Annotated in this window: 14 protein-coding genes; 5 read left to right on the top strand and 9 right to left on the bottom strand. The window is 41.2% G+C overall.

Going from position 1 to position 19,279, the window contains the following annotated elements; translation table 11 throughout:
* Positions 1-19: 19 nt before the first annotated feature.
* A complete protein-coding gene (locus MSVAZ_RS09565) occupies positions 20-1,450 on the top strand; it encodes a TrkH family potassium uptake protein (protein WP_048120529.1) in 1,431 nt (476 codons plus the stop codon).
* A gap of 553 nt (positions 1,451-2,003) precedes the next feature.
* Here MSVAZ_RS09565 and MSVAZ_RS09560 read toward each other — a convergent pair.
* From MSVAZ_RS09560 to MSVAZ_RS09530, 7 genes are all read right to left on the bottom strand, one after another.
* Complete coding sequence (locus tag MSVAZ_RS09560; protein WP_048120526.1) at positions 2,004-3,236, bottom strand: digeranylgeranylglycerophospholipid reductase; 1,233 nt, start codon at positions 3,234-3,236, stop codon at positions 2,004-2,006.
* Entirely contained in the window at positions 3,233-3,409 is a 177-nt protein-coding gene (locus MSVAZ_RS09555) for a 4Fe-4S binding protein (RefSeq protein WP_048123860.1), read from the bottom strand. Before MSVAZ_RS09555 ends, MSVAZ_RS09560 begins: the two co-directional genes overlap by 4 nt.
* A 542-nt stretch (positions 3,410-3,951) precedes the next feature.
* On the bottom strand, positions 3,952-5,469 hold the full coding sequence (gene tes / locus MSVAZ_RS09550) for a tetraether lipid synthase Tes (protein WP_048120523.1): 1,518 nt from the start codon (positions 5,467-5,469) through the stop codon (positions 3,952-3,954).
* A gap of 260 nt (positions 5,470-5,729) precedes the next feature.
* On the bottom strand, positions 5,730-6,341 hold the full coding sequence (locus tag MSVAZ_RS09545) for a TetR/AcrR family transcriptional regulator (protein ID WP_048120521.1): 612 nt from the start codon (positions 6,339-6,341) through the stop codon (positions 5,730-5,732).
* Positions 6,342-6,894: 553 nt separating this feature from the next.
* On the bottom strand, positions 6,895-7,437 hold the full coding sequence (locus MSVAZ_RS18845; RefSeq protein ID WP_052727939.1) for a hypothetical protein: 543 nt from the start codon (positions 7,435-7,437) through the stop codon (positions 6,895-6,897).
* 93 nt (positions 7,438-7,530) lie between these two features.
* The gene (locus tag MSVAZ_RS09535) at positions 7,531-8,673 is read right to left on the bottom strand and encodes a TIGR04083 family peptide-modifying radical SAM enzyme (protein ID WP_048120519.1); all 1,143 of its coding nucleotides are present in this window, start codon (positions 8,671-8,673) and stop codon (positions 7,531-7,533) included.
* Between the two features lie 538 nt (positions 8,674-9,211).
* On the bottom strand, positions 9,212-9,619 hold the full coding sequence (locus tag MSVAZ_RS09530; protein WP_048120517.1) for an inorganic diphosphatase: 408 nt from the start codon (positions 9,617-9,619) through the stop codon (positions 9,212-9,214).
* Between the two features lie 201 nt (positions 9,620-9,820).
* Between MSVAZ_RS09530 and MSVAZ_RS09525 the strand changes: the two genes are divergently transcribed.
* Positions 9,821-10,852, top strand: coding sequence for a class I SAM-dependent methyltransferase (locus MSVAZ_RS09525; RefSeq protein WP_048120516.1), 1,032 nt, complete (start codon positions 9,821-9,823; stop codon positions 10,850-10,852).
* A 68-nt stretch (positions 10,853-10,920) separates the two neighbouring features.
* Here MSVAZ_RS09525 and MSVAZ_RS09520 read toward each other — a convergent pair whose 3' ends face one another.
* A complete protein-coding gene (locus MSVAZ_RS09520) occupies positions 10,921-12,351 on the bottom strand; it encodes a dihydrolipoyl dehydrogenase (protein WP_048120513.1) in 1,431 nt (476 codons plus the stop codon).
* Between the two features lie 495 nt (positions 12,352-12,846).
* On the opposite strand from MSVAZ_RS09520, the gene MSVAZ_RS09515 reads away from it, so the two are divergent.
* From MSVAZ_RS09515 to MSVAZ_RS09505, 3 genes are all read left to right on the top strand, one after another.
* Complete coding sequence (locus MSVAZ_RS09515; protein WP_048120511.1) at positions 12,847-14,202, top strand: TIGR00297 family protein; 1,356 nt, start codon at positions 12,847-12,849, stop codon at positions 14,200-14,202.
* A 464-nt stretch (positions 14,203-14,666) separates the two neighbouring features.
* Complete coding sequence (locus tag MSVAZ_RS09510; RefSeq protein WP_048120508.1) at positions 14,667-15,209, top strand: DJ-1/PfpI family protein; 543 nt, start codon at positions 14,667-14,669, stop codon at positions 15,207-15,209.
* An 87-nt stretch (positions 15,210-15,296) separates the two neighbouring features.
* Positions 15,297-17,099 (top strand): nitroreductase family protein, encoded by a 1,803-nt coding sequence (locus MSVAZ_RS09505; protein ID WP_048120506.1) that lies wholly within the window; start codon positions 15,297-15,299, stop codon positions 17,097-17,099.
* Positions 17,100-17,249: 150 nt separating this feature from the next.
* On the opposite strand, the gene MSVAZ_RS09500 is transcribed toward MSVAZ_RS09505, so the two are convergent.
* Positions 17,250-18,590 carry a hypothetical protein gene (locus MSVAZ_RS09500; RefSeq protein ID WP_232316041.1) on the bottom strand — a complete coding sequence of 447 codons (1,341 nt, stop codon included), beginning with the start codon at positions 18,588-18,590 and terminating at the stop codon, positions 17,250-17,252.
* Between the last annotated feature and the right edge of the window lie 689 nt (positions 18,591-19,279).

Genomic DNA, 19,279 nt, shown 5'->3' with positions numbered 1-19,279 from the left:
TTTAAAATCGAGGGCCCACATGAATTTTAGAGTTGTCTTATATGCACTTGGTGGTGTGCTCCGGCTCCTGGGACTGATCATGGTAGTCCCTCTCGGAGTTGCATATTATTACGGAGAGAGTTTAACTCCTTTCCTGGTCTCGATTCTAATAACTACCCTTACAGGTTTTCTCCTGCTCACTTATAAGACTGAAGAAGAATGGATGCGCAAAGAGGGTTTTGCAATCGTTGCCCTGAGCTGGCTTGCAGCCGCTGTTTTCGGTGCAATTCCTTTCATGCTGGATGGGATTTCTCCCTTAAACGCTATCTTTGAATCCATGTCCGGATTTACCACTACAGGTTCAACAATTCTTACTGACATAGAAAGCCATCCAAAAGGCATTCTTTTCTGGAGAGGAATGATCCAGTGGCTTGGTGGCATGGGTATTATTGTGCTTTTCATCGCTATCCTCCCCAAACTCGGAGTTGCAGGCCGCCAGCTTTTTCGGGCCGAAGCGCCTGGGCCTACTGAGGATAAACTAAAGCCAAGGGTAAAGGAAACTGCAAGAATTCTCTGGGTAGTCTACTTTGCAATTTCCCTTCTTCAGGTTATTGTCCTCCTGCTTGCGGGAGTCTCCCTTTATGATTCTTTTAATCATACTTTTACTACAATGGCATGTGGAGGTTTTTCCAATTACGCTCTGAGCGTTGAAGCTTTTAATAGCCCTCTTATTGAGTTCATAATAACCTTTTTCATGTTCATTGCCGGTGCAAACTTTGCGCTTCACTATCGGGCAATTTACATAGACAAAAAGTTTCTTTTTAAAGACGATGAATTCCGTTTCTATACAGTCCTGGTCCTTTCAGCAACCGCGATTCTTGCTATTCTGCTCTGGCGGGATATGGGCACAGGATTTTTTAACTCCTTCAGATTTGCCATTTTTCAGATAGTTTCGATCATGACAAGTACAGGATTTGCGACAACAGATTTTAATCTCTGGTCCGATTCTGCCAAAATGGTACTTATAGTGGTGATGTTTATTGGAGGCTGCGCCGGTTCTACAGGTGGAGGCATGAAGGTTGTGCGTGTTCTTATTCTCCTCAGGCACAGTCGAGCGGAGTTATTCAAAGCTATTCATCCGAGAGCCATAAAAGCCGTTAAATTTAACAATAAAAATGTACCCGATGAGATTGTCAATTCGATTGTTTCATTTGTTGTCATATATCTGCTTGTCTTTCTCTTAAGCACCCTGATTCTCTCGGTTCTGGGCATGGACATTATAACTTCATTTACTGCGTCCATAGCTACGCTTGGTAATATAGGGCCAGGTCTGAATGTCGTAGGTCCAATGGGCAGTTTTGCTCCTATTCCACCTCTGGGTAAACTGGTCCTTATTGCAAATATGTGGATCGGTAGGCTTGAAGTCTATACTGTAATTCTACTTTTTACGCCCGAGTTCTGGAGCAAGTAATCGCCCGAGTTCCGTCACCCGAGTCCCGTCACCCGAGTCCCGTCACCCGAGTCCCGTCACCCGAGTCCCGTCACCCGAGTCCCGTCACCCGAGTCCCGTCACCCGAGTCCCGTCACCCGAGTCCCGTCACCCGAGTCCCGTCACCCGAGTCCCGTCACCCGAGTCCCGTCACCCGAGTCCCGTCTCGGGAGGACGGTACCGTTTCGCTCACTTCGTTCGCTCAAGCGGGGTAATTTATGAACACAAAAGTTTCGCTTCACGAGTCCCGTCTCGGGAGGACGGGGCCGTTTCGCTCACTTCGTTCGCTCAAGCGGAGTAATCTCTGGAAAAAGGTTATATTTTCAACGCTCTCAGGAGAGCTAATTTACTCAAATTTCTGGGATTATAAACAAATATCTCATCAGAGTTAAAAGCGTGATGCTGAGATAGATTGCGCATTCATCCCACGTTTGAATATGCGGGGATTCTGCTTCGGTGTTCCTAAAAAAAGAAGTCTAATAAATGGAAGAAAGTGCCTGGGCTTCCAGGCGTTACATCTTACTCTATATTACATTTAGTCTGCGTTCAGCTTATTCTTTACCACTTCTTTTGCGGCGTCTTTGAAAAGTACTCGAAGGTCCCAGAGAAGTTTTTTATTGGCTTTAAAGAGGGCCTGTAACAGGTCAAGAAGGCTCATTCTCTCGAATTTTACATTTTTCAGGGAATACGCAAGCGAATTGAGGTCCTCGTCGCTTAGATTGATAAAGCAATTCTTTACGATGAGGCTCATGTCTATTTCGTGACCCAGGGTTGCTCTCCATGGTTTCTCATAAAGTTCTTCGAGTTTTTCTAGGGAGACATCGCCTGCGGATATAGCTGTATATGCAGCTTCTCCTGCCATCTTTCCGGCATCCATTGCGTTAAGAATTCCGCCGCCTGTGATAGGGTCGGATTGGCGGGCAGCGTCTCCGATCAGCATAAGTCCGTTAGTGGAAGTTTTCTCAATGCTCCCAGAAACCGGAACTCCTCCGAAAACCATCTCGACTATCCTGGCATCGGGAAATTTCGTTTCCAGAAATTTGTTAAGATAGTCTACAGGTCTTGGTTTGAATTTTCCAGTCTTGCTCCCGAGAATCCCGATCCCTACATTGGCTTTTCCACCGCCTTTCGGAAAGACCCATATATAGCCGCCCGGTGCAATTTCATTACCTATGTAAAATTCGCAGTGGTGCTGGTCTATGTTCAATCCAGCTATCAGGTACTGGGCACATGTTTCTATATCTATCGGCTTTAAAGAGGTATCGATGCCTGCCCATCTGCCTACCTTTGATTCTACCCCGTCAGCGCCTATTACTATCTTGGCCCGTACATCGTATTCTTTTCCAAGATGCATGAGCCTGGCTCCTTTGACAAAATCGTCTTCAATGATAAGTCCGGTTGCTCTGGTTTTTACCCTCACTTCCGCCCCGGCTTTGGCGGCCTGTTCTGCAAGTGCCCGGTCAAACACTTTTCTCTCAAGGACGTAGCCTACTTCTCCACCAGCGATTTCTTCTGCCATCTCTATCTTTGTACCGTCCGGCGCGTAAATATGGGAGGCATTAAGGTCAGCACAAATCCATCTATTGTCAATTTCCACGTGTTTTTTGAGATATACTTTGCTCACGCCTTCGGCACAGCGTACAGGGTCACCTATCTCCTGGCGTTTTTCGATTAAAAGTACATCCAGCCCTTTTTCGGCTACAGTTCTGGCGGCAATGGAACCTGCAGGCCCTGCTCCTATAACTAAAACATCATAACTGTCCTTCATTTCATTACCTCAATTGCTCCGACAGGGCAGATTCGATCGCATATCCCGCACGTAATGCACGTACTTTCGTCTACTTCGACCCAGGTCTCTACAAGTTCGAGTGCTCCTTTAGGGCAGACTCCCACACAGGCACCACAGTATCCACATTTATATCTGTTTATATTAAGGCTCACCAGCTCACCTGTACATTTTAAAATTAATATATAATGCTTAACCAGTAGAAATCTTCTTTCTTGCAAATGCTGTGGCATGAACCGAAAGGCATCACAGTATAATGCCACATTATTTTCCATGAAAATCTTTAACACCAGTATAAAGTTTCTCATGTTTCATGCATGTGCCAAAGGCTCTGAGGGTTTCTACTGATTACTTCAATAGAGTCCTGAAAGTTCTTTTTAACCGTTATAATTTTAAACTTTTATTTTTCGGTCAATGAATATTTTTTGAATTTCCGAGGTCTAGTTTTCATCTCTAACTTCTTCCTCAGAAAGATCAGATTTGAATTCAGATTTACATTTTGTATGGTTACTCTTCTGAATAGTTTTCACAATTAATGTATTTGTCCAGTTAAAGTTATTGGCTCTATTGAACCAATTTATTCGATATAAAAATTTCATTCAGTTAATTTTTTATCTAATATAAATATTTTGTATTACACCACCGAATTATATTTTTACCTTTTAGAAAATTTTCATTCTTTCCTTTGTAGGAGAAATCAAGGTGTTTCTCTTTCCAGAACATCCAGGGTTTTCTTATCAAAATCCATGTTTTTCCTATATTGTTTTGAATACTTTGCCTCCACTCCTTCTCTATGAAAATTGTTATAAGTGCAGAAGGGAATCACTTTGCCATCAGGAGTAGCATAGTGGATTCCGCAGTTTTCAACCCTTTCCAGATCCAGGTTGTAGAGGTCCTGAAAGTGCATAGCTCCAAGGAAAAGTGATTTTCTATGAAATTGAGCAGCATGCTCTCTTGTACCGTTTTTAAGAAAATTATTTATGAGGGAGACTATCTTAAGGTCCTTTGGACTCCTGGCTTCATCAATGTAGCGCGGGACATTGCGGAGAACTTTTGCAAGTTTCGTTACGTTAGAACCTTGCCCCTTAAATTCTGGAGTAATACTTTCAAGGAACTCAAGTAACCCATCCACGTCTACGAACTCGTTTATAGGAATTAGTTTTCCCTCTCTCTCAAAGACATAAGTGGCAGCTCCACAGAGAGGATGCACTGTGAACTCGGGAAGCGGGACCTTTCGCACCGCACTCACGAATCGGATGATGGGGACTGCAGCAGATGCAGGATACCAGGCTGAACTGGGAATTTCTCCTTCGGTTTGTTCTTCCAGAAGTGATACTAGATCGGGAATTGTTATTCTCTGTTCTTTTCGCATGGCCTGATCAATGCGGCCTGCAAATGCTACAGGCTGGAAGTTTACGCCTCTCACTACGTCCTCATTTCTAGCCGCAAAGCGGACAATATCTCCGACCTGGTGGTCATTAACGCCTTTTATCAAGGTGGGCACGAGCACAACACTACTCAGGCCGGTCTGCCTGCAATTTTCAATAGCTTTTTGTTTTACAGGAAGGGCATTAAATCCTCGATTTTTTATGTATGGTTCTTCTGAGACTCCGTCAAAGGATAGATATACAGTATGGAGCCCTGCGGCCTTTAAAGCTTCACAGTATTCCTGGCTTTTTGCGAGCCTGACACCATTAGTTGCAATCTGGATCTGTGTAAACCCAAGCTCTTGAGCCGTTTCGATAATTTTCGGAAGGTCTTCCCGGACTGTAGGCTCTCCTCCAGCAAATTGGACGGCATAGCAGGGAACAGGTTTTTGATTCCGGAGAGTCAGCAGCATTTCTCTTATCTGTTCAAAATCTGGCTCGTATATAAAGCCACTTGCTTTGGCATTAGCAAAGCACACCGGACAACTAAGATTACAACGATTGGTAACATCGATGTTTGCAAGCAAAGTCCCTGTTTTATGTTTGGAGCAAATTCCGCAGTCCCAGGGACAGCCATTAGAAGTAAGGGTCGACTCACTGGAAACTCCATTGCCTACATAAGAATAGCGTCTGAACCTGTCGTATAGTTTGCTGTCCGACCAGTAAATGTCCATAAATGTCCCATGTTCGGGGCAAGTTTTTTTCAACATTATCTTGCCGTTTTCTTCAAACATAATGGAATCAATAACTTTTTTGCACTCTGGACAAACAGATAAAATGTGTTTCATTCAAACACCTTATACACATTATTGATAATGATCAGGTTTTTTTCAAAAAGCCTGTTTTCTCTTAAGGGGATTCTCTTCATCCCTTTTATTAGCTCTACATATCTCTTTTATTGGCATTGTCTCAAATTTGCTGTAAATTTGGAGTCAAGTTTTTGAGTACTATGAACAAAATTGATCTTCCGATTTGGAATTTTCGACCCAATAACTTATTTAGATTTCTGATTTTACAGAAAAATTGACACACTGTCCTTTTATTAGCTCTACTCGTCTTTTTTTACAATATTTTCTGCCAGGAGATCAATAAAAAAATCCATAATCTTCGGAAAATCCTCATCCCCAATTTCGTTCCTGAAACGTGTGAGGGAAAAAACCGCGCATGTGGTTTCGGCAAGAATCCTGGCATTTTTGTCTATAAGGAGACCAGCATCTGCCCACTCTTCAAAAAAAGGCAGAATCATTGCCACGTTTTCTCTATGAATATTTCTAATTTTTTCTTCCGAAGACAGGAAGAGTGTCAGCTCAACGTACTCTTTTTCTATGAAAACTTTTTTCCAGACTGGGTGGTTATTCACTATATTCAGCAAGTAATGGAGGTAAGCTCTTACAGCTTTATCAGGTTCTGTCCTGTATTTCAGGAATGAATTTTCGAGTAAGTTGTCCTTTAAAGCTTCTCGCTCTTCTTTAAATATCTGTAGAAAGAGATCCTCTTTACTACTGAAAAATGAATAAAAAGAACTCTTTGCAATTCCCAGGTCTTTAGTAAGATCTTCAATGCTTGTTTTCTTGATCCCGTATCTTGCAAAGCAATCTTTGCCCCGGTCTATAATTTTCCTTCTTATAATCTCTCTTTCTTCATCTGTAAAAGATCTCATAGCTTTCCTCTGAAAATAGCTCTCTCAGATTTTGCTGACTCCGTAATCTTCTAACTTATCCATTCAAGAGCTAATTTATTAATCTCAATGAATCATTTGTTTTTTCATTCATAGCTTAATAGGGATATTATTTATTTAAAGTTATTGGCTCTCCGCTGTTTTGCGTGGGTTGAAAATAATTGCTTACTAAAAAGTATTCAGATAAAACATGAAAACATCAAGCTTGAATGTGATTTTTCAACAACAATTTTTTTCATGTCTTATATATGATACTTCAACATTCAGGAGCTAGATGTAAGTTACCCACTCGAAATAGCGAAGAGCCTTGATGACATAAAAAGAAATAAAATATGTAACTTGTCAATATAAATTCAATAGTTTTTTGACTATTACGACTCTCTCAACTAATAAAAATAGAGAATTAAAAAGAAAACGAGGTCAAATCACAGGTCAAATCACAGGTCAAATCACAGGTCAAATCACAGGTCAAATCACAGGTCAAATTCTGTTTTCGTTGCCATTCGCGGATGCTTTATAGTATGTTGCTTGTAGTTCAGACACTTATAGTTCCATTACTGGATGTGTGATTCTGAGCAATCTTTTGTTTTCGCAGGGGATCACTGGTCGTAGTCGTGTTTCCCTGAGTTGTATTTTCCTGAGTTGTGTTTGTTCCATTTGATATAATCTTTAGAGTACCCTGATTTGAAGCAGTTGATGTATTACTTTTGCTGTTATTGTATGTAGTATAGGTTATCTGGTTTGCTTCAGAACTGGGTTGATGCGGGGCTACGTAAGTTGATTTCCTGATTACAGGTTTTGTTATATTTTCAGTTTTTTCAGTGTTATTGTCTTCCGCAACAGTTTCATTGGTTTTTTCGGTTACGTTTGATGCTTCAACAGAGGAGGGTGTTTCTGCTACTGCTGGAGCGATCTGGTTTGAGATACCTGGAGTTTCATTACCTGAAACTTCGTCTTCTGAAACTACATTTTCGGAAGTTTCGTTTCCTTGATTTGTTGTCTTTTCGGAACATCCGGCTGCAAAGACAACAGTAGCAACAACAAAGAGCATTGCTACAATTTTCAAACTTTCTTTCATCAATAATACCTCTAAAATCCCTTTTTATTTCAAAAATGTGGCTACTTCATAGATTTCATACAAGTTCATAATCCCATACATTTTGAGCTTGTTTCAGAGTTTCTTAAGCATGAGGGACATTATTCCTGGTTTTGAAGGCTTCATCGTCTGGGGCATAAACATATTATCCATACCTGAACCCCCAAACATTTCATCATTGACACGCTTGTTTATTTCATCAAAAATCATCTTGTAGGCGGTGCAGTGCGGGTCTACACCCTTTATTTCGCCATCGGTGGGCACTATTGCATTGTACGGGCACCCGCCTCTGCAATATTTGATATGGGCGCATTTGCTGCATGCAGTGTCCACATATTCTTTAAACTGGTGCATTTTCTTCCAGGCTTCGGATTGAGCCAGGTCTGCCATGCTCGGGCGGTCATAAACATTGCCCATGACATATTCAGGCATTCCTATAAAACGATAGCAGGGATATATATCTCCGTCAGGACCAACTGCAAAGGTATCTCCCATGCAATCAACATAAGTACAGACTGTTCCCCTGCCTGTGAATACACATTTGCACAGCTGATCAATGTTCATAACGTCAATACGGCCCAGGTTTTCCAGGTATCTGTCCAGAAGATAGATTAACAATTCTCCGTACTCCTCAGGAGCAAGAGTCCATTTATCAGGATTATCACCTTTTAAAGAAGGAAGGCAAGGGTGCAGCTTGAGCGTTAATCCTTTCTCAAGATAAAAATTGAAAATATCTTCCTTTTGTTTTACAGAATGCGAAGTGAAAGTGGTAATGAACCTCACATTAAGCCCATGCTCCCTAGCAATTTCATAACCTTTCATGGTTCTGTCGTAGTATCCTTTTCCTCTCTGCAGATCATTAAGTTCCTTTGGGCCGTCCAGGCTGGAGCCTATCGGAACTCCATACTCCGCAAAAATTTCGGCTATCTCAGGGGTCATTTTCCAGAGGTTTGTCTGTATCGCAAACGCGATTTTCCTGGGACTCAAACCCTCAACCAGAAGAGGCAATGCTTCCCGATAAAATTCTGCCCCTGCCAGAAGTGGTTCTCCACCGTGGAAAGTGAAAGTTACGGCATCTCCTCTAAAAGTTTTAAGCCACTCAACCACTTCTTTTATTGTTTCAATGCTCATTATCGGGGACTTTTCTTCGGAACTCCAGCAGTAGCTGCAGTTAGCAGGACAACCAAGGGTCGGGATAAGCATCACATGAAAAGGCATATTTAAAGCACCTTTTTTTTAAGCTTCTTTAAATTATTAGTACTTTTCTAAGTTCTATTGAGAAAAATAAGGCTGAGATACTCTTTAATATTTTATATACTCAGTTTTTATAACTTCTTCGACTCAACCTCTTCGAAATTTCTCTTTACTTTTTTGTCAATCAGGAGTTTATATTAAGTTCACCCAAATTCCACATATGTTTTATCCAAAAATTATTTCGCTTTTTTAATTTTTTTATTTCAATTATATATAGTATACAGTTGGCCCCAGTTGGCCTACTATTTTACTACAAATTCTAACTTGTTTTATTACAGACGAAGTCGGAAGATATCGTTTCAGGTTGAGGGCAAGAATCGGGCAGATTATAGCTTTAAGCCAGTTACAAACGAAAAGAAGGCTGTCTGAAAGGCATCAAGTCAGTAAAATTAAGTGCCGCAGGTGTACGTATCTTTATACTGGAAGACGACTCTGAAGAGGACTGAAAGTGCATAAAATAGAAGTGCATGAATTTAAAAATAAAGGCAGAGACATAAAAGTCTCAGCGCAATTTTCGGAATTCGATTCCTTCAAACCTGCAAGTTGCAATTCTTCCCTCGCGAAAAACATACAAAAAAATTTTAAAAAGAGCATAAAGCCTGAAGTAATAAGCAAGCAGGACAGAAGAGCGAAACCCACTGATATATACGATTTTCTTATCGTCCCTGACCGAATCGTCCAGGAACTTTACCATTCCGTCAAAAGCATCCCTTTTAAGTGTACTTCCTTTTGACAGGCGGGGCCCTAACACTACCACATCTTCTTCCATGCCATCTGCACTTTCCGTTCCTTCTACAAAGCCGTAATTGAAAATTGTGGGCAAGGGGGAAAAGAAAACCCTTTCATAGCCATTTTCGGTTTTGTTATATTTCCAGAAACTGTATTTAGGAGTCTCTATAACAATTTTCATGGGAAATAGTCCTGCCTGAATTATTAAGGAATAGCCGTTTAAGCTTTCTTCTGGGCTTTATCTTTTTCCATACTATCTCAGCTTTTTCCCAAAAGGAATATATTAAAAATGCTTCCTAAAAGCAGAACTAAAATCTGAAACTAAGATCTGAAACTAAAATCTAAAGTGAAAGTTTGGAATCTGATAAGTAGAGGCATATGAATGAGTTTCCGAAAAAATGTGAGCTTGCGAGATGCAATGAGAGGAATAGTTGAAGAACCCCTGCTTCCTATGGTTCCGAAACGTTTTGATTATATCGGGAACGTGGCCGTAATCTCGATCCCTCCAGAGCTTGGGGCTTATAAAGAAGCTATTGCCTCAAAGCTATTTTCCATGCGAGGTAATACGCGGGCCGTGCTTAATAAGGTGAGCAAACTCGAAGGAGAGCACAGAGTTGCGGACTTTGAGCTTCTGCTTGGGGACACGACTGAGACTATTCACAGGGAAAACGGCTATGCCTATAAGCTGGACGTCAAAAAAGTCTTTTTTAATCCCCGTCTATACTCTGAGAGAAGGCGGGTAGCTTCAAAAATCAAGTCGGGAGAAAATATCATAATCCCTTTTGCAGGAGTGGGCCCTTTTGTACTTCCTGCTGCAGGAAAAGGGGCAAGGGTTTATGCTATCGAAATAAATCCCGATGCCTGTACCTGCCTGCGAGAAAATATCCGAATTAACAGGCTTGAAGGGCAAGTAACTGTAATCCAGGATGATTTTGAAAATCTTTTTCGGACTGGAGAGATTTTCCAGATACTTGATTCAAAAACCCATAAAGAATCTCAAAATGACGGACGTGGTGGGAATTGCGAAAAAGTCAGAGATAGTGAAAAAATAGAAAACGGCGATAAAGTAGGAAATAAGGCTTTTTCTGGCCTGTCCGCCTGCCCAGTTCCCGGCAAGGGAAAAAATAAAGAGCTTCAAGTTCCGGGCAGCGGGTTTGATAGAGCCATAGTGCCTACACCATATGGAATGGACCATTTTCTTGTTGAAATCACAAAACTTGTCAGGAAGGAAGGGCATATTCACTTCTACACTTTCAAAGCCGAATCTCAGATTCCTGGGCTGATCGACGAATACAAAAAAATGGGGCTTGAAGTAGTACTGTACAGGCGGGCTGGAAACGTTGCTCCAGGCATCAGCAGGTGGGTTTTTGACCTTAAAAAAATAGGTGTGAAGAAAGAAAGTGTAGAGACTTGAGTTATTAAACAAGTATAGATTTTCAGTCTCATTGGGTAGATATTTTCAGTCTCATTGAGTAGATCTTTTCAGTCCTCAAGCCCGATATGTTTAAGAAAGTGATGATAATGTTCAAGCGGCAGCCGCGAATAAAAGGCCCTGGTTACAACTTCGTTCAGGGAAGGGTGAATATCCATACCCTGCATTATTGGTTCAGGACTCTTTGACTCCGTATACATGAGAGGAATTATCTGATGGATCAAGACTGAAGCATGAGGGCCTATTATGTGGGCTCCCAGGATTTTTTCTTCCTCCGAATCCAGAATCACTTTTACGAAATAATCCCTGATTTCCATAGCCGATCCTTTTGCAGTATCTTCAAAAAACTTGAGGCCTATGAGGATTCTTTTCTCTCCATACTTTTCTATGGCTTCTTGCTCTCTCATGCCTACTCCAGCAATTTCAGGGCAGGAAAATACTGCGTGCGGTACGGCATGATAGTCTGCCTTTACTTTTTCTTTCAGGACCGCATTAAGGTAAACTATTCCGGACTCATAGTTTGCTACGTGCTTTAGCAGGTATTTTCCGTTTGCGTCCCCAAATGCCCAGATATTCGGTTGTGAGGTCTCAAGAAACTCGTTCACCAGAATCCAGCCCTGGGTATCGGTTTTGATCCCGGCTCTTTCGGGGTGGAGAATATCGGTATTCGGAGCTCTTCCTGTTGCCACAAGGATCTCGTCTACAGTGACTTTTACTTCCTTTCCAGAATTTCTATCCCTTGCAACAACCGTTTTCTGCCCGTTTTCTTCTTTTCTAACCTCTATAGCTTCGTGGTTTGTAATGATCTGCATGTACTCCGACATCTTCATACTGGCAAGCCTGGAGATCTCGGTTTCCTCCTGTGGAAGAAACTGGAAATTTCTTCCTATAACTGTGACACTGGCTCCCATAGCTGAAAAAAAATGCCCGTATTCGGCTGCAATGAAACTCCCTCCTAAGATGGCGAGTTTTTTTGGGCATTCCGTGAGCTTAAGCATAGTATCACTTGTAAGGTATCCTGCTTCTTCGAGGCCTTTAATGGGAGGAATTGAAGGTTTTGAGCCGGTACAGAGAAAGATCATGTCGGAGTGGAGGGTTTTTTCACCTACTTTCAGGGTATAAGGTGAGATAAACTCCGCACTTTCGTGATAGTAATCAAGATACGGGTCATCGGCCAAACTATTCCTTATTGCCTCTATGTCTTCTCCAATTCTCCTGCGCATCCTTTCCATAATGGCAAGGAAATCGATGTCTTTTATTTCAAGCTTAATTCCAAAAATAGATGCAGTTTCAATTTCCCGGATTAGTTCGGCAGGATAAAGCAGGATTTTTGAAGGAATACACCCTCTGGTAAGACAGATCCCGCCTGGTTCATCTTTGTCGATAACGGCAACTCTCATTTTCGGTTTTGAATCAAAAATAGGATTTATGTAGTTCATTGCAGAACCCGTACCTATTATAATAAGGTCGTAGTTTTCCATACTTATCCCTCACCGCATAATATGTAGCATCCAGCTTTGCTGGCTATAAATAATATACAATTTATTCTGGTTATATTTATGGATTAGAATTTTAAATAATTTATAGAAAGAAACATAAAGGCAGTGTGTCAATTTTTATTGTAAACTCTCAAATTTCAATAAATCATCGGGTAGAAAATTCCATATCTGAAATCAGTTTTTTCTATAGTATACAAAAACTGGACTTCAAATTAACAGCAAATTTGAGATACTGCGAAGAAGAGAAACCTTGAATAATAAAATGTGAGGCAAAAGTTATTTTATTCATCGACTAATCTCTATAGGACTTGAAGTATTTGCGTAAATTTTCCTTGATTACAACTGTTAAAACAAATCGTTTTAAATTTTGATACATATTTTTAGATAATCTTTGAAAGAAAAACAACTACTTATTTATAAAGATAAGCCTATTGTATGTAACTTTCCATAATGAATAAAAACAAAAGATGTCTTATAATGAACAGAGCTGCCAGATTCACTAAAAACGGGGATTTCTGCCAGGGAATTCCTGTAATGCATATCCTGTATCTCCTGCTCATTCTTATAGCTCCTTTTGCAGGGATTAATCTTCTTTTTCTAATCTCTGTCATTCTTTTCCTGGGATTAAGGTTTTCTGGAAACCCTATTTTGTGTGACAGAGATGTTACCAGCCTTGTTTTTTCCCTGGCTCTCATGCTCTTTGTTTCCGTGATTTCTGGAGACTTTTCTTATACCTATCCTTTCTACATAGTGCTCGCCGCATTTGCGATTGCGGCAGTCGGAAACCATAAAACCTCTTTTTCTGAAACAGATTCTGTACCTGATTCTAATTTAAGGCGGAAAACAATCAAAAAGAGGAGTTTTTCAATACTCTGGAGTTCGGCTTTCCTGGCACTTCGGATTAGTGCTGCATTCTTTGCCGCAAGCTGGGTTGTCTACTGGCAGAAACTGCCGGTTTCATATAACCTGATTTTCTTCATAGCTGTTATCGGGGCGGTTACCGGTTCTCTTTTCGAGTCAATCCCCTCCAAAATAGACAAGAATATTTCTGTGCCGCTGGGTGCAGGCATGACAATGTGGATTTTTGAAGATTTCAGGTACTGGGTGTCTCCTGAAAAAATGGTAGTAGCACTTGTATTCTCGTTTATCCTGGGTGTGCTGGCTTACAGGGCGAAGATTGCAGATGTTTCTGCCCTTCTGAGTGCTGCCCTTCTAGGATTCCTGATAATTGTCTTCAGCGGGCTTTCCTGGTACCTGCTCCTGCTCACGTTTTTTATTCTCGGAGGCGGGTTTACAAAGTATAAATATGCATACAAAGAATCCATAGGGATTGCACAGGCTAAAGACGGCATCCGGAGTTACGAAAACGTATTTTCGAATAGTACAGCAGCCCTTGCTCTTGCAGTAGCATACGGGGTTTTCCCGGAGCACAGTCTTCCGATCATCTATGCCTATATGGGCACGGTTGCAACAGCTACCGGAGATACCCTGGCAAGTGAAATAGGGACAACAGCAAAAGGAAGGCCAAGAATGATAACAACCCTCAAACTCTCGGAACCCGGAGTAGATGGGGCCGTATCGTTACTTGGTGAACTTGCTGCAATCTTCGGTTCTGCAGTGATAGGAGTCCTTGCATATTTACTGGGGATCTCGGACAATTTTATATTAACAGTCCTTATTACAACCGCAGGAGGGTTTGTCGGGACAAATGTGGACAGCTTCCTTGGGGCTACGCTTCAGAAAAGGGGAGTGCTATCAAACAGCGGAGTCAATTTAGTGGCGACCTTTGCAGGGGCAGGAATCTCCGCTATTCTGTATTTCCTTATAACTTGAACCGGGTACGGAATAAGTCTTATTGATTTCTATTTTCTTAGACTCTTTCTGAGACTCTCAGACCCTTTACATTGGTATTTCATTTTTTTTCATTTTTTCACAACTTTCCCGAGGCTTCAAAAACTTGTTCACTAGTTAAAATTTTTTCAGTGTTTTTATGTATTTTTCTCTGGCTTCTTACACCTATCTCAGTATCTTTCTATTTTTCTCATAATTATTCTATTTTTTAGCACAATCTTTCTACTTTTCCCACAATCTTTATACTTTTCTAATAATTTTTCTATTTTTTCTTATAATCTTTCTATATTTTTCCAGAATCTTCACAGATTTTCTCAGGTTGTTCACTACCGAAAAGAAGTATCCATTTATATGTTTATAACATATCCTTAAGGAAACAGGGGTACTGAACCATTCACTTTTCATTTCTTCGACTCTTAATTTTCAAGTTTACAGAAGGTAACCAGATGACAGAAACCGAGTATAAAGATAAGAAAATCCTGCTTGTAATCGCCCAGGAGCAATTCAGGGACGAGGAATGTTTTGTTCCGAAAAAGCTTTTTGAGGCTGCAGGATTAAAAGTTACTGTTGCAGCCGAATCTAAGAAAACGGCTAAAGGGGTGCTCGGAGGAACAATCAAGCCTGATATCGCGATCTCAGACGCCAGAATTGACGACTATGATGCAATAGTAATCTCAGGGGGCTCAGGCTCTAGAAAATACCTGTGGAATAACAAAGCTCTGCAGGCACTCGTAAAAGGAGCTGATGACCTGAAAAAAGTGATCTCCGCGATCTGTATTTCCCCTGTAGTACTGGCAAGAACAGGCATCTTGAAGGGCAAAGAGAGCACAGTCTTCAAAAGTCCTGATACTGTACGTGAACTTAAGGAACACGGGGTTATCTATCTGGACAGAGAAGTAGTGGTTTCGGGTCGTGTGGTCACAGGGCGAGATCCTGCAAGTGCTGATGCATTTGGAAAAGCCGTACTTGAAGCCCTTAAAAAAGCTTAATTTTCATCAAGAATTCTGAAAAGTAGATCTCCTTACCGAAAAAATTGTCTGAGAATTAGATTTCTCCGGTTACCGGATGTGCTTATTATGACAGCGGAACTTGAAGCCATACTGGCTTATCACCAGGCAAGTAAACACAACTTCAAAGCTTATGCTCCGGGCCCTTACCACCTGGATCTGCCTCTCAAGCCCGATCCCTTCCTTAACTATCATGGAACTCAACTTTTTAATCTGGAGATCTGGAGCGATGAGCGTATAAAAACTGAGACTTTTCCTGCCTATGAACAGGCTTTCTCACCGGAAAAACTAAAGCCGTATGAGCTGAGTGAGAAATCGATTTCCAGGCTTTTTTTTGACAGTTTTGCTATTTCTGCCTGGAAGAGAGCAGAGGGTACAAAATGGCCTCTTCGCGTTAATCCTTCAAGTGGAAACCTCCATCCTACCGAGGTGTACCTCCTTTCCGGCCCTGTGAAGGGGCTTCTGAAAAACCCGTCTGTCTGCCATTATGCTCCTTTGCCTCATGCCCTTGAACTCAGGGCGGAATTTTCGCCAGAGACCTGGGAGTTATTAAGTTCGGGCTTTCCTGAAGGCACTTTTTTCGTGGGGCTGAGTTCAATTTTCTGGCGGGTTTCCTGGAAATACGGGCTCAGAGCCTTTCGATATGCACAGCATGATATTGGGCATGCAATCGCTGCCCTGACCTTTGCTGCCGCCGGGCTCGGCTGGAAAACCAGCCTTCTTGCAGACATGGGCTCGGAAGAGATTGCAGTGCTTCTTGGCATTTCCGGAGAGAAAGGTCCTGAAAAACAGGAACCTGCCTGTCTGCTTGCGGTCTATCCGGCAGGAAAGACCTGTACTAAAGGCAGGATTTCTTCCGGAGCGGTTTCTGCTTTTAAAAATCTTTCATGGGAAGGTGTTCCTAACAGTTTAAGCCCGGGGCATGTTGAATGGGTAAGTATCGAAAAAGCGGCCTCATCAGCTCAAAAGAAGGGAACCGATTATTTTGAGAAAAAAGAAGAATCAAATGAAGAATCAAATGAAGAATCAAATGAAGAATCAAATGAAGAATCAAATGAAGAATCAAATGAAGAATCAAATGAAGAATCAAATGAAGAATCAAATGAAGAATCAAATGAAGAATCAAATGAAGGACCAAAATCCTATATGCAGACTGCTTCATCACTACAAACCAGCAGCTTCGTGAACCTGTCCAAGCTTGATAAAGTTCCTCTGCGCGGAGTTATCCGGGGAAGGAGAAGTGCTATTGAGATGAATAACAGCGCATACCTGGAAAAAGAAACTTTCTATGCGATGCTGCAAAGAACCCTTCCGCAAAACAACCCGATTTTCAATTCTCTTGCTTTTGGTTCCTTTACTCACCTGCTTATTTTCGTGAACCGCGTAAAGGACATACTTCCGGGACTTTATATTTTCCTTCGCAAACCCGAAGAAAAAGAGAGGTTTAAAGCTGCGATCAGGTCGGACTTTTTATGGGAAAAACCGAAAAATTGTCCGTCAGACCTTGAATTTTACCTGTTGATGGAAGAAACTCTGGATTATTTTGCAGCCCAGCTTTCCTGTACACAGAGAAAAGCTGCCGATGCCTGTTTTACTGCCTGCATGCTCTCGGAGTTCGAAGAGCCTCTGAACAGGTTCGGGGCCTGGATATATCCATACCTTTTCTGGGAGTGTGGAGTTCTGGGGCAGCTCCTTTACCTTGAAGCCGAAGCATATGGCCTCAGGGGTTGTGGAATCGGGTGTTTCTTTGATGACCCTTTGCATGAGGCTATAGGGCTCAAAGGGCTTGAGTTCCAGGACCTCTACCATTTCGCTGTTGGCTATCCACTTCCAGAGATAGGTGTTATCACTCTTCCTGCATACGAAGAGTAATTTATTATTGTTCTTCGTCGCATAATATAAACGACTTTTATAAAAATTATGCAATATAACTAAGTAGATTAATTGAGCTGAGTAGGCTGAATGTTTATAATTATTTCAGCCTCTTGCAGCTTATTTATAAACGTTTTACATGGCCATAACTTATTCTTTTTCCAGCTCGTCAATATATGGAGCAAGTGAGGATAGAGCCTCAGTTTTTTGGGACTCGGATTTTATTCCGGACGCCATATTAAGGGCTTTTTTAATAATCTCTTCTTTTCTGGGTTCGTCCAGGTGTGGGAGAACATACGAGAGAGCTTCGGGCCTCATGTCCTTATCTTTAAGGCCGAAAGCTAATTGAAGGGCTTGTTCCAGCACTTCTTCTTTTTTCTGTTCATTTAGATATGGAATAAGAGATGAGAGAGCCTGTACTTTTTGATAGTCAGAGAAAATTACCTCTATGAGTTCAAGGGCTCTTTCAATAATAGCTTCATTTTTTAACCCGTAAAGATGCGGTACAAGCGAGGAAAGTATCTGGAATTTCGTGTCTCCATATTGGAGATGGTGTGAGAAGCAAAAGATATTTTCAATAAGCTCTTCTTTGCCTGGTCCTCTCAGGTGAGGGAGAAGTGAGGAAAGGACAAGGGCTCTTTCGTTCTCATCCTGAATATGGGAGGTAGATTCAAGGGCTTTCTCAATAGATTCGGCTTTTTTTGGCTCGTCCAGGTACAGGACAGACAGGGAGAGGGCCTGTGACCTTAAATCTCCATACTGGATCCGGGAGGCAAAGTCAAGGGCCTCTTCCATAATCCCTCTTTTTTCCGGATTTTCCAGACTTGAGATTGTCATTAAAAGAGCCTTTGCTGTTTGAACCTTATCTTGAATCTCGTTATCTGTTTTTTCAACGTTGGCTCTTGCAGAATCTGTTTTTGTGATATGTTTAATCTCTGCAATTTGCTCAATTCGTAAGTCGCTGGGACTCTTTTCGCCTGTGGCTCCCAGACCAGCAACAGGTTTTTCGGTATCTGGCATTCCTTCTCGCTCCATACCCTGAGAAACACCTTTTCTTGTTACGAAGGCCTCAAGCAGCCTGTTAAATTCGTCAAACACCTGGATTCTATCAATCAAAGTTTGTTTTGAACCTTGTTCTGAGGTTTGTTTTATAATCCTGGACGAACTATCTTCGGTCATTAGCTTCTGTACTGTTTTATAATCCATAAAAGACGAAACTTCTTTAACTAAATCAGGGTTTTTTTCAAGCAATTTTAATATCTCCTGAATAAAAACTTGCCTTACATCCATATCCGAGGGAGCAACAATCATATCTGCGGCGGCTTCTTTTAATTCCGTGCATTCTGTTGAACACAGTTTTTCCCAGAGCTTTCTTTTAGTCTCCCAAACTCCAGACCCCACTTTTTTGCAGGCTTCTTCAGCCGCTTTTTTAGACCCAACAACCAGATAAGGAATAACAGGTTCGATAAAATCTACTATTTTTTGTGCCAACTGTTTAATTATTACGTCCTGTTGCCGCATTATTTCATCCTTCTATTTTTATATCCTATCGGATACTATAATTCACAATTATATAAGTACATTATAATTCAGCGTGATACAGGTCCATAGTTAAACAATTTTGGACTAAAATAATTAATTTGTAATGGCATAAATAAACAATAATATAATGCAATATATCTTTGATTGAGAACCTATCTGCTACTCAGAGGTATTTAAGCTTTTTGAAAGGTGAGAAAGTGTAAGCGAAGGGCCGTCCCGCTATTAATTGTTTACCTTATACTTGAAGAAAAGCAATGTGTAATCATATGTGCGTTTAAATCTCCTCCAGAAAACAACAGGGAGAAAATTGCATGTTTTACTTTTCCTGAGTACAAGGATCAGGTGTCTCTACACGCAGTCCAGGCACTTATACGGATATAGCATTCGACGAAAAGCCAAGAAAACTGTATCCTCACCTTTTGCCTTCTACTTAATAAAAGATATTTTGTCCATATGTCCGGTTAGTTTATCCAGTAATGGTTTTTAATAATGGTTGCAATTAATTTCTGAAAGACGGCAGTAATTTCCGGTTAGACACTAATAATTTTTACTTCCAGCTAAAATCCAGAATCAATACTTATATGAGGAAACCTGCCAGATTGAGATAGTAAATAAAGAATAGTTAGATAGAACGGTAT

Source organism: Methanosarcina vacuolata Z-761, from assembly GCF_000969905.1.
Lineage (GTDB): Archaea > Halobacteriota > Methanosarcinia > Methanosarcinales > Methanosarcinaceae > Methanosarcina > Methanosarcina vacuolata.
Note: the sequence above shows the minus strand (reverse complement) of the source record. Positions and strands in the feature narration are given on the sequence as shown.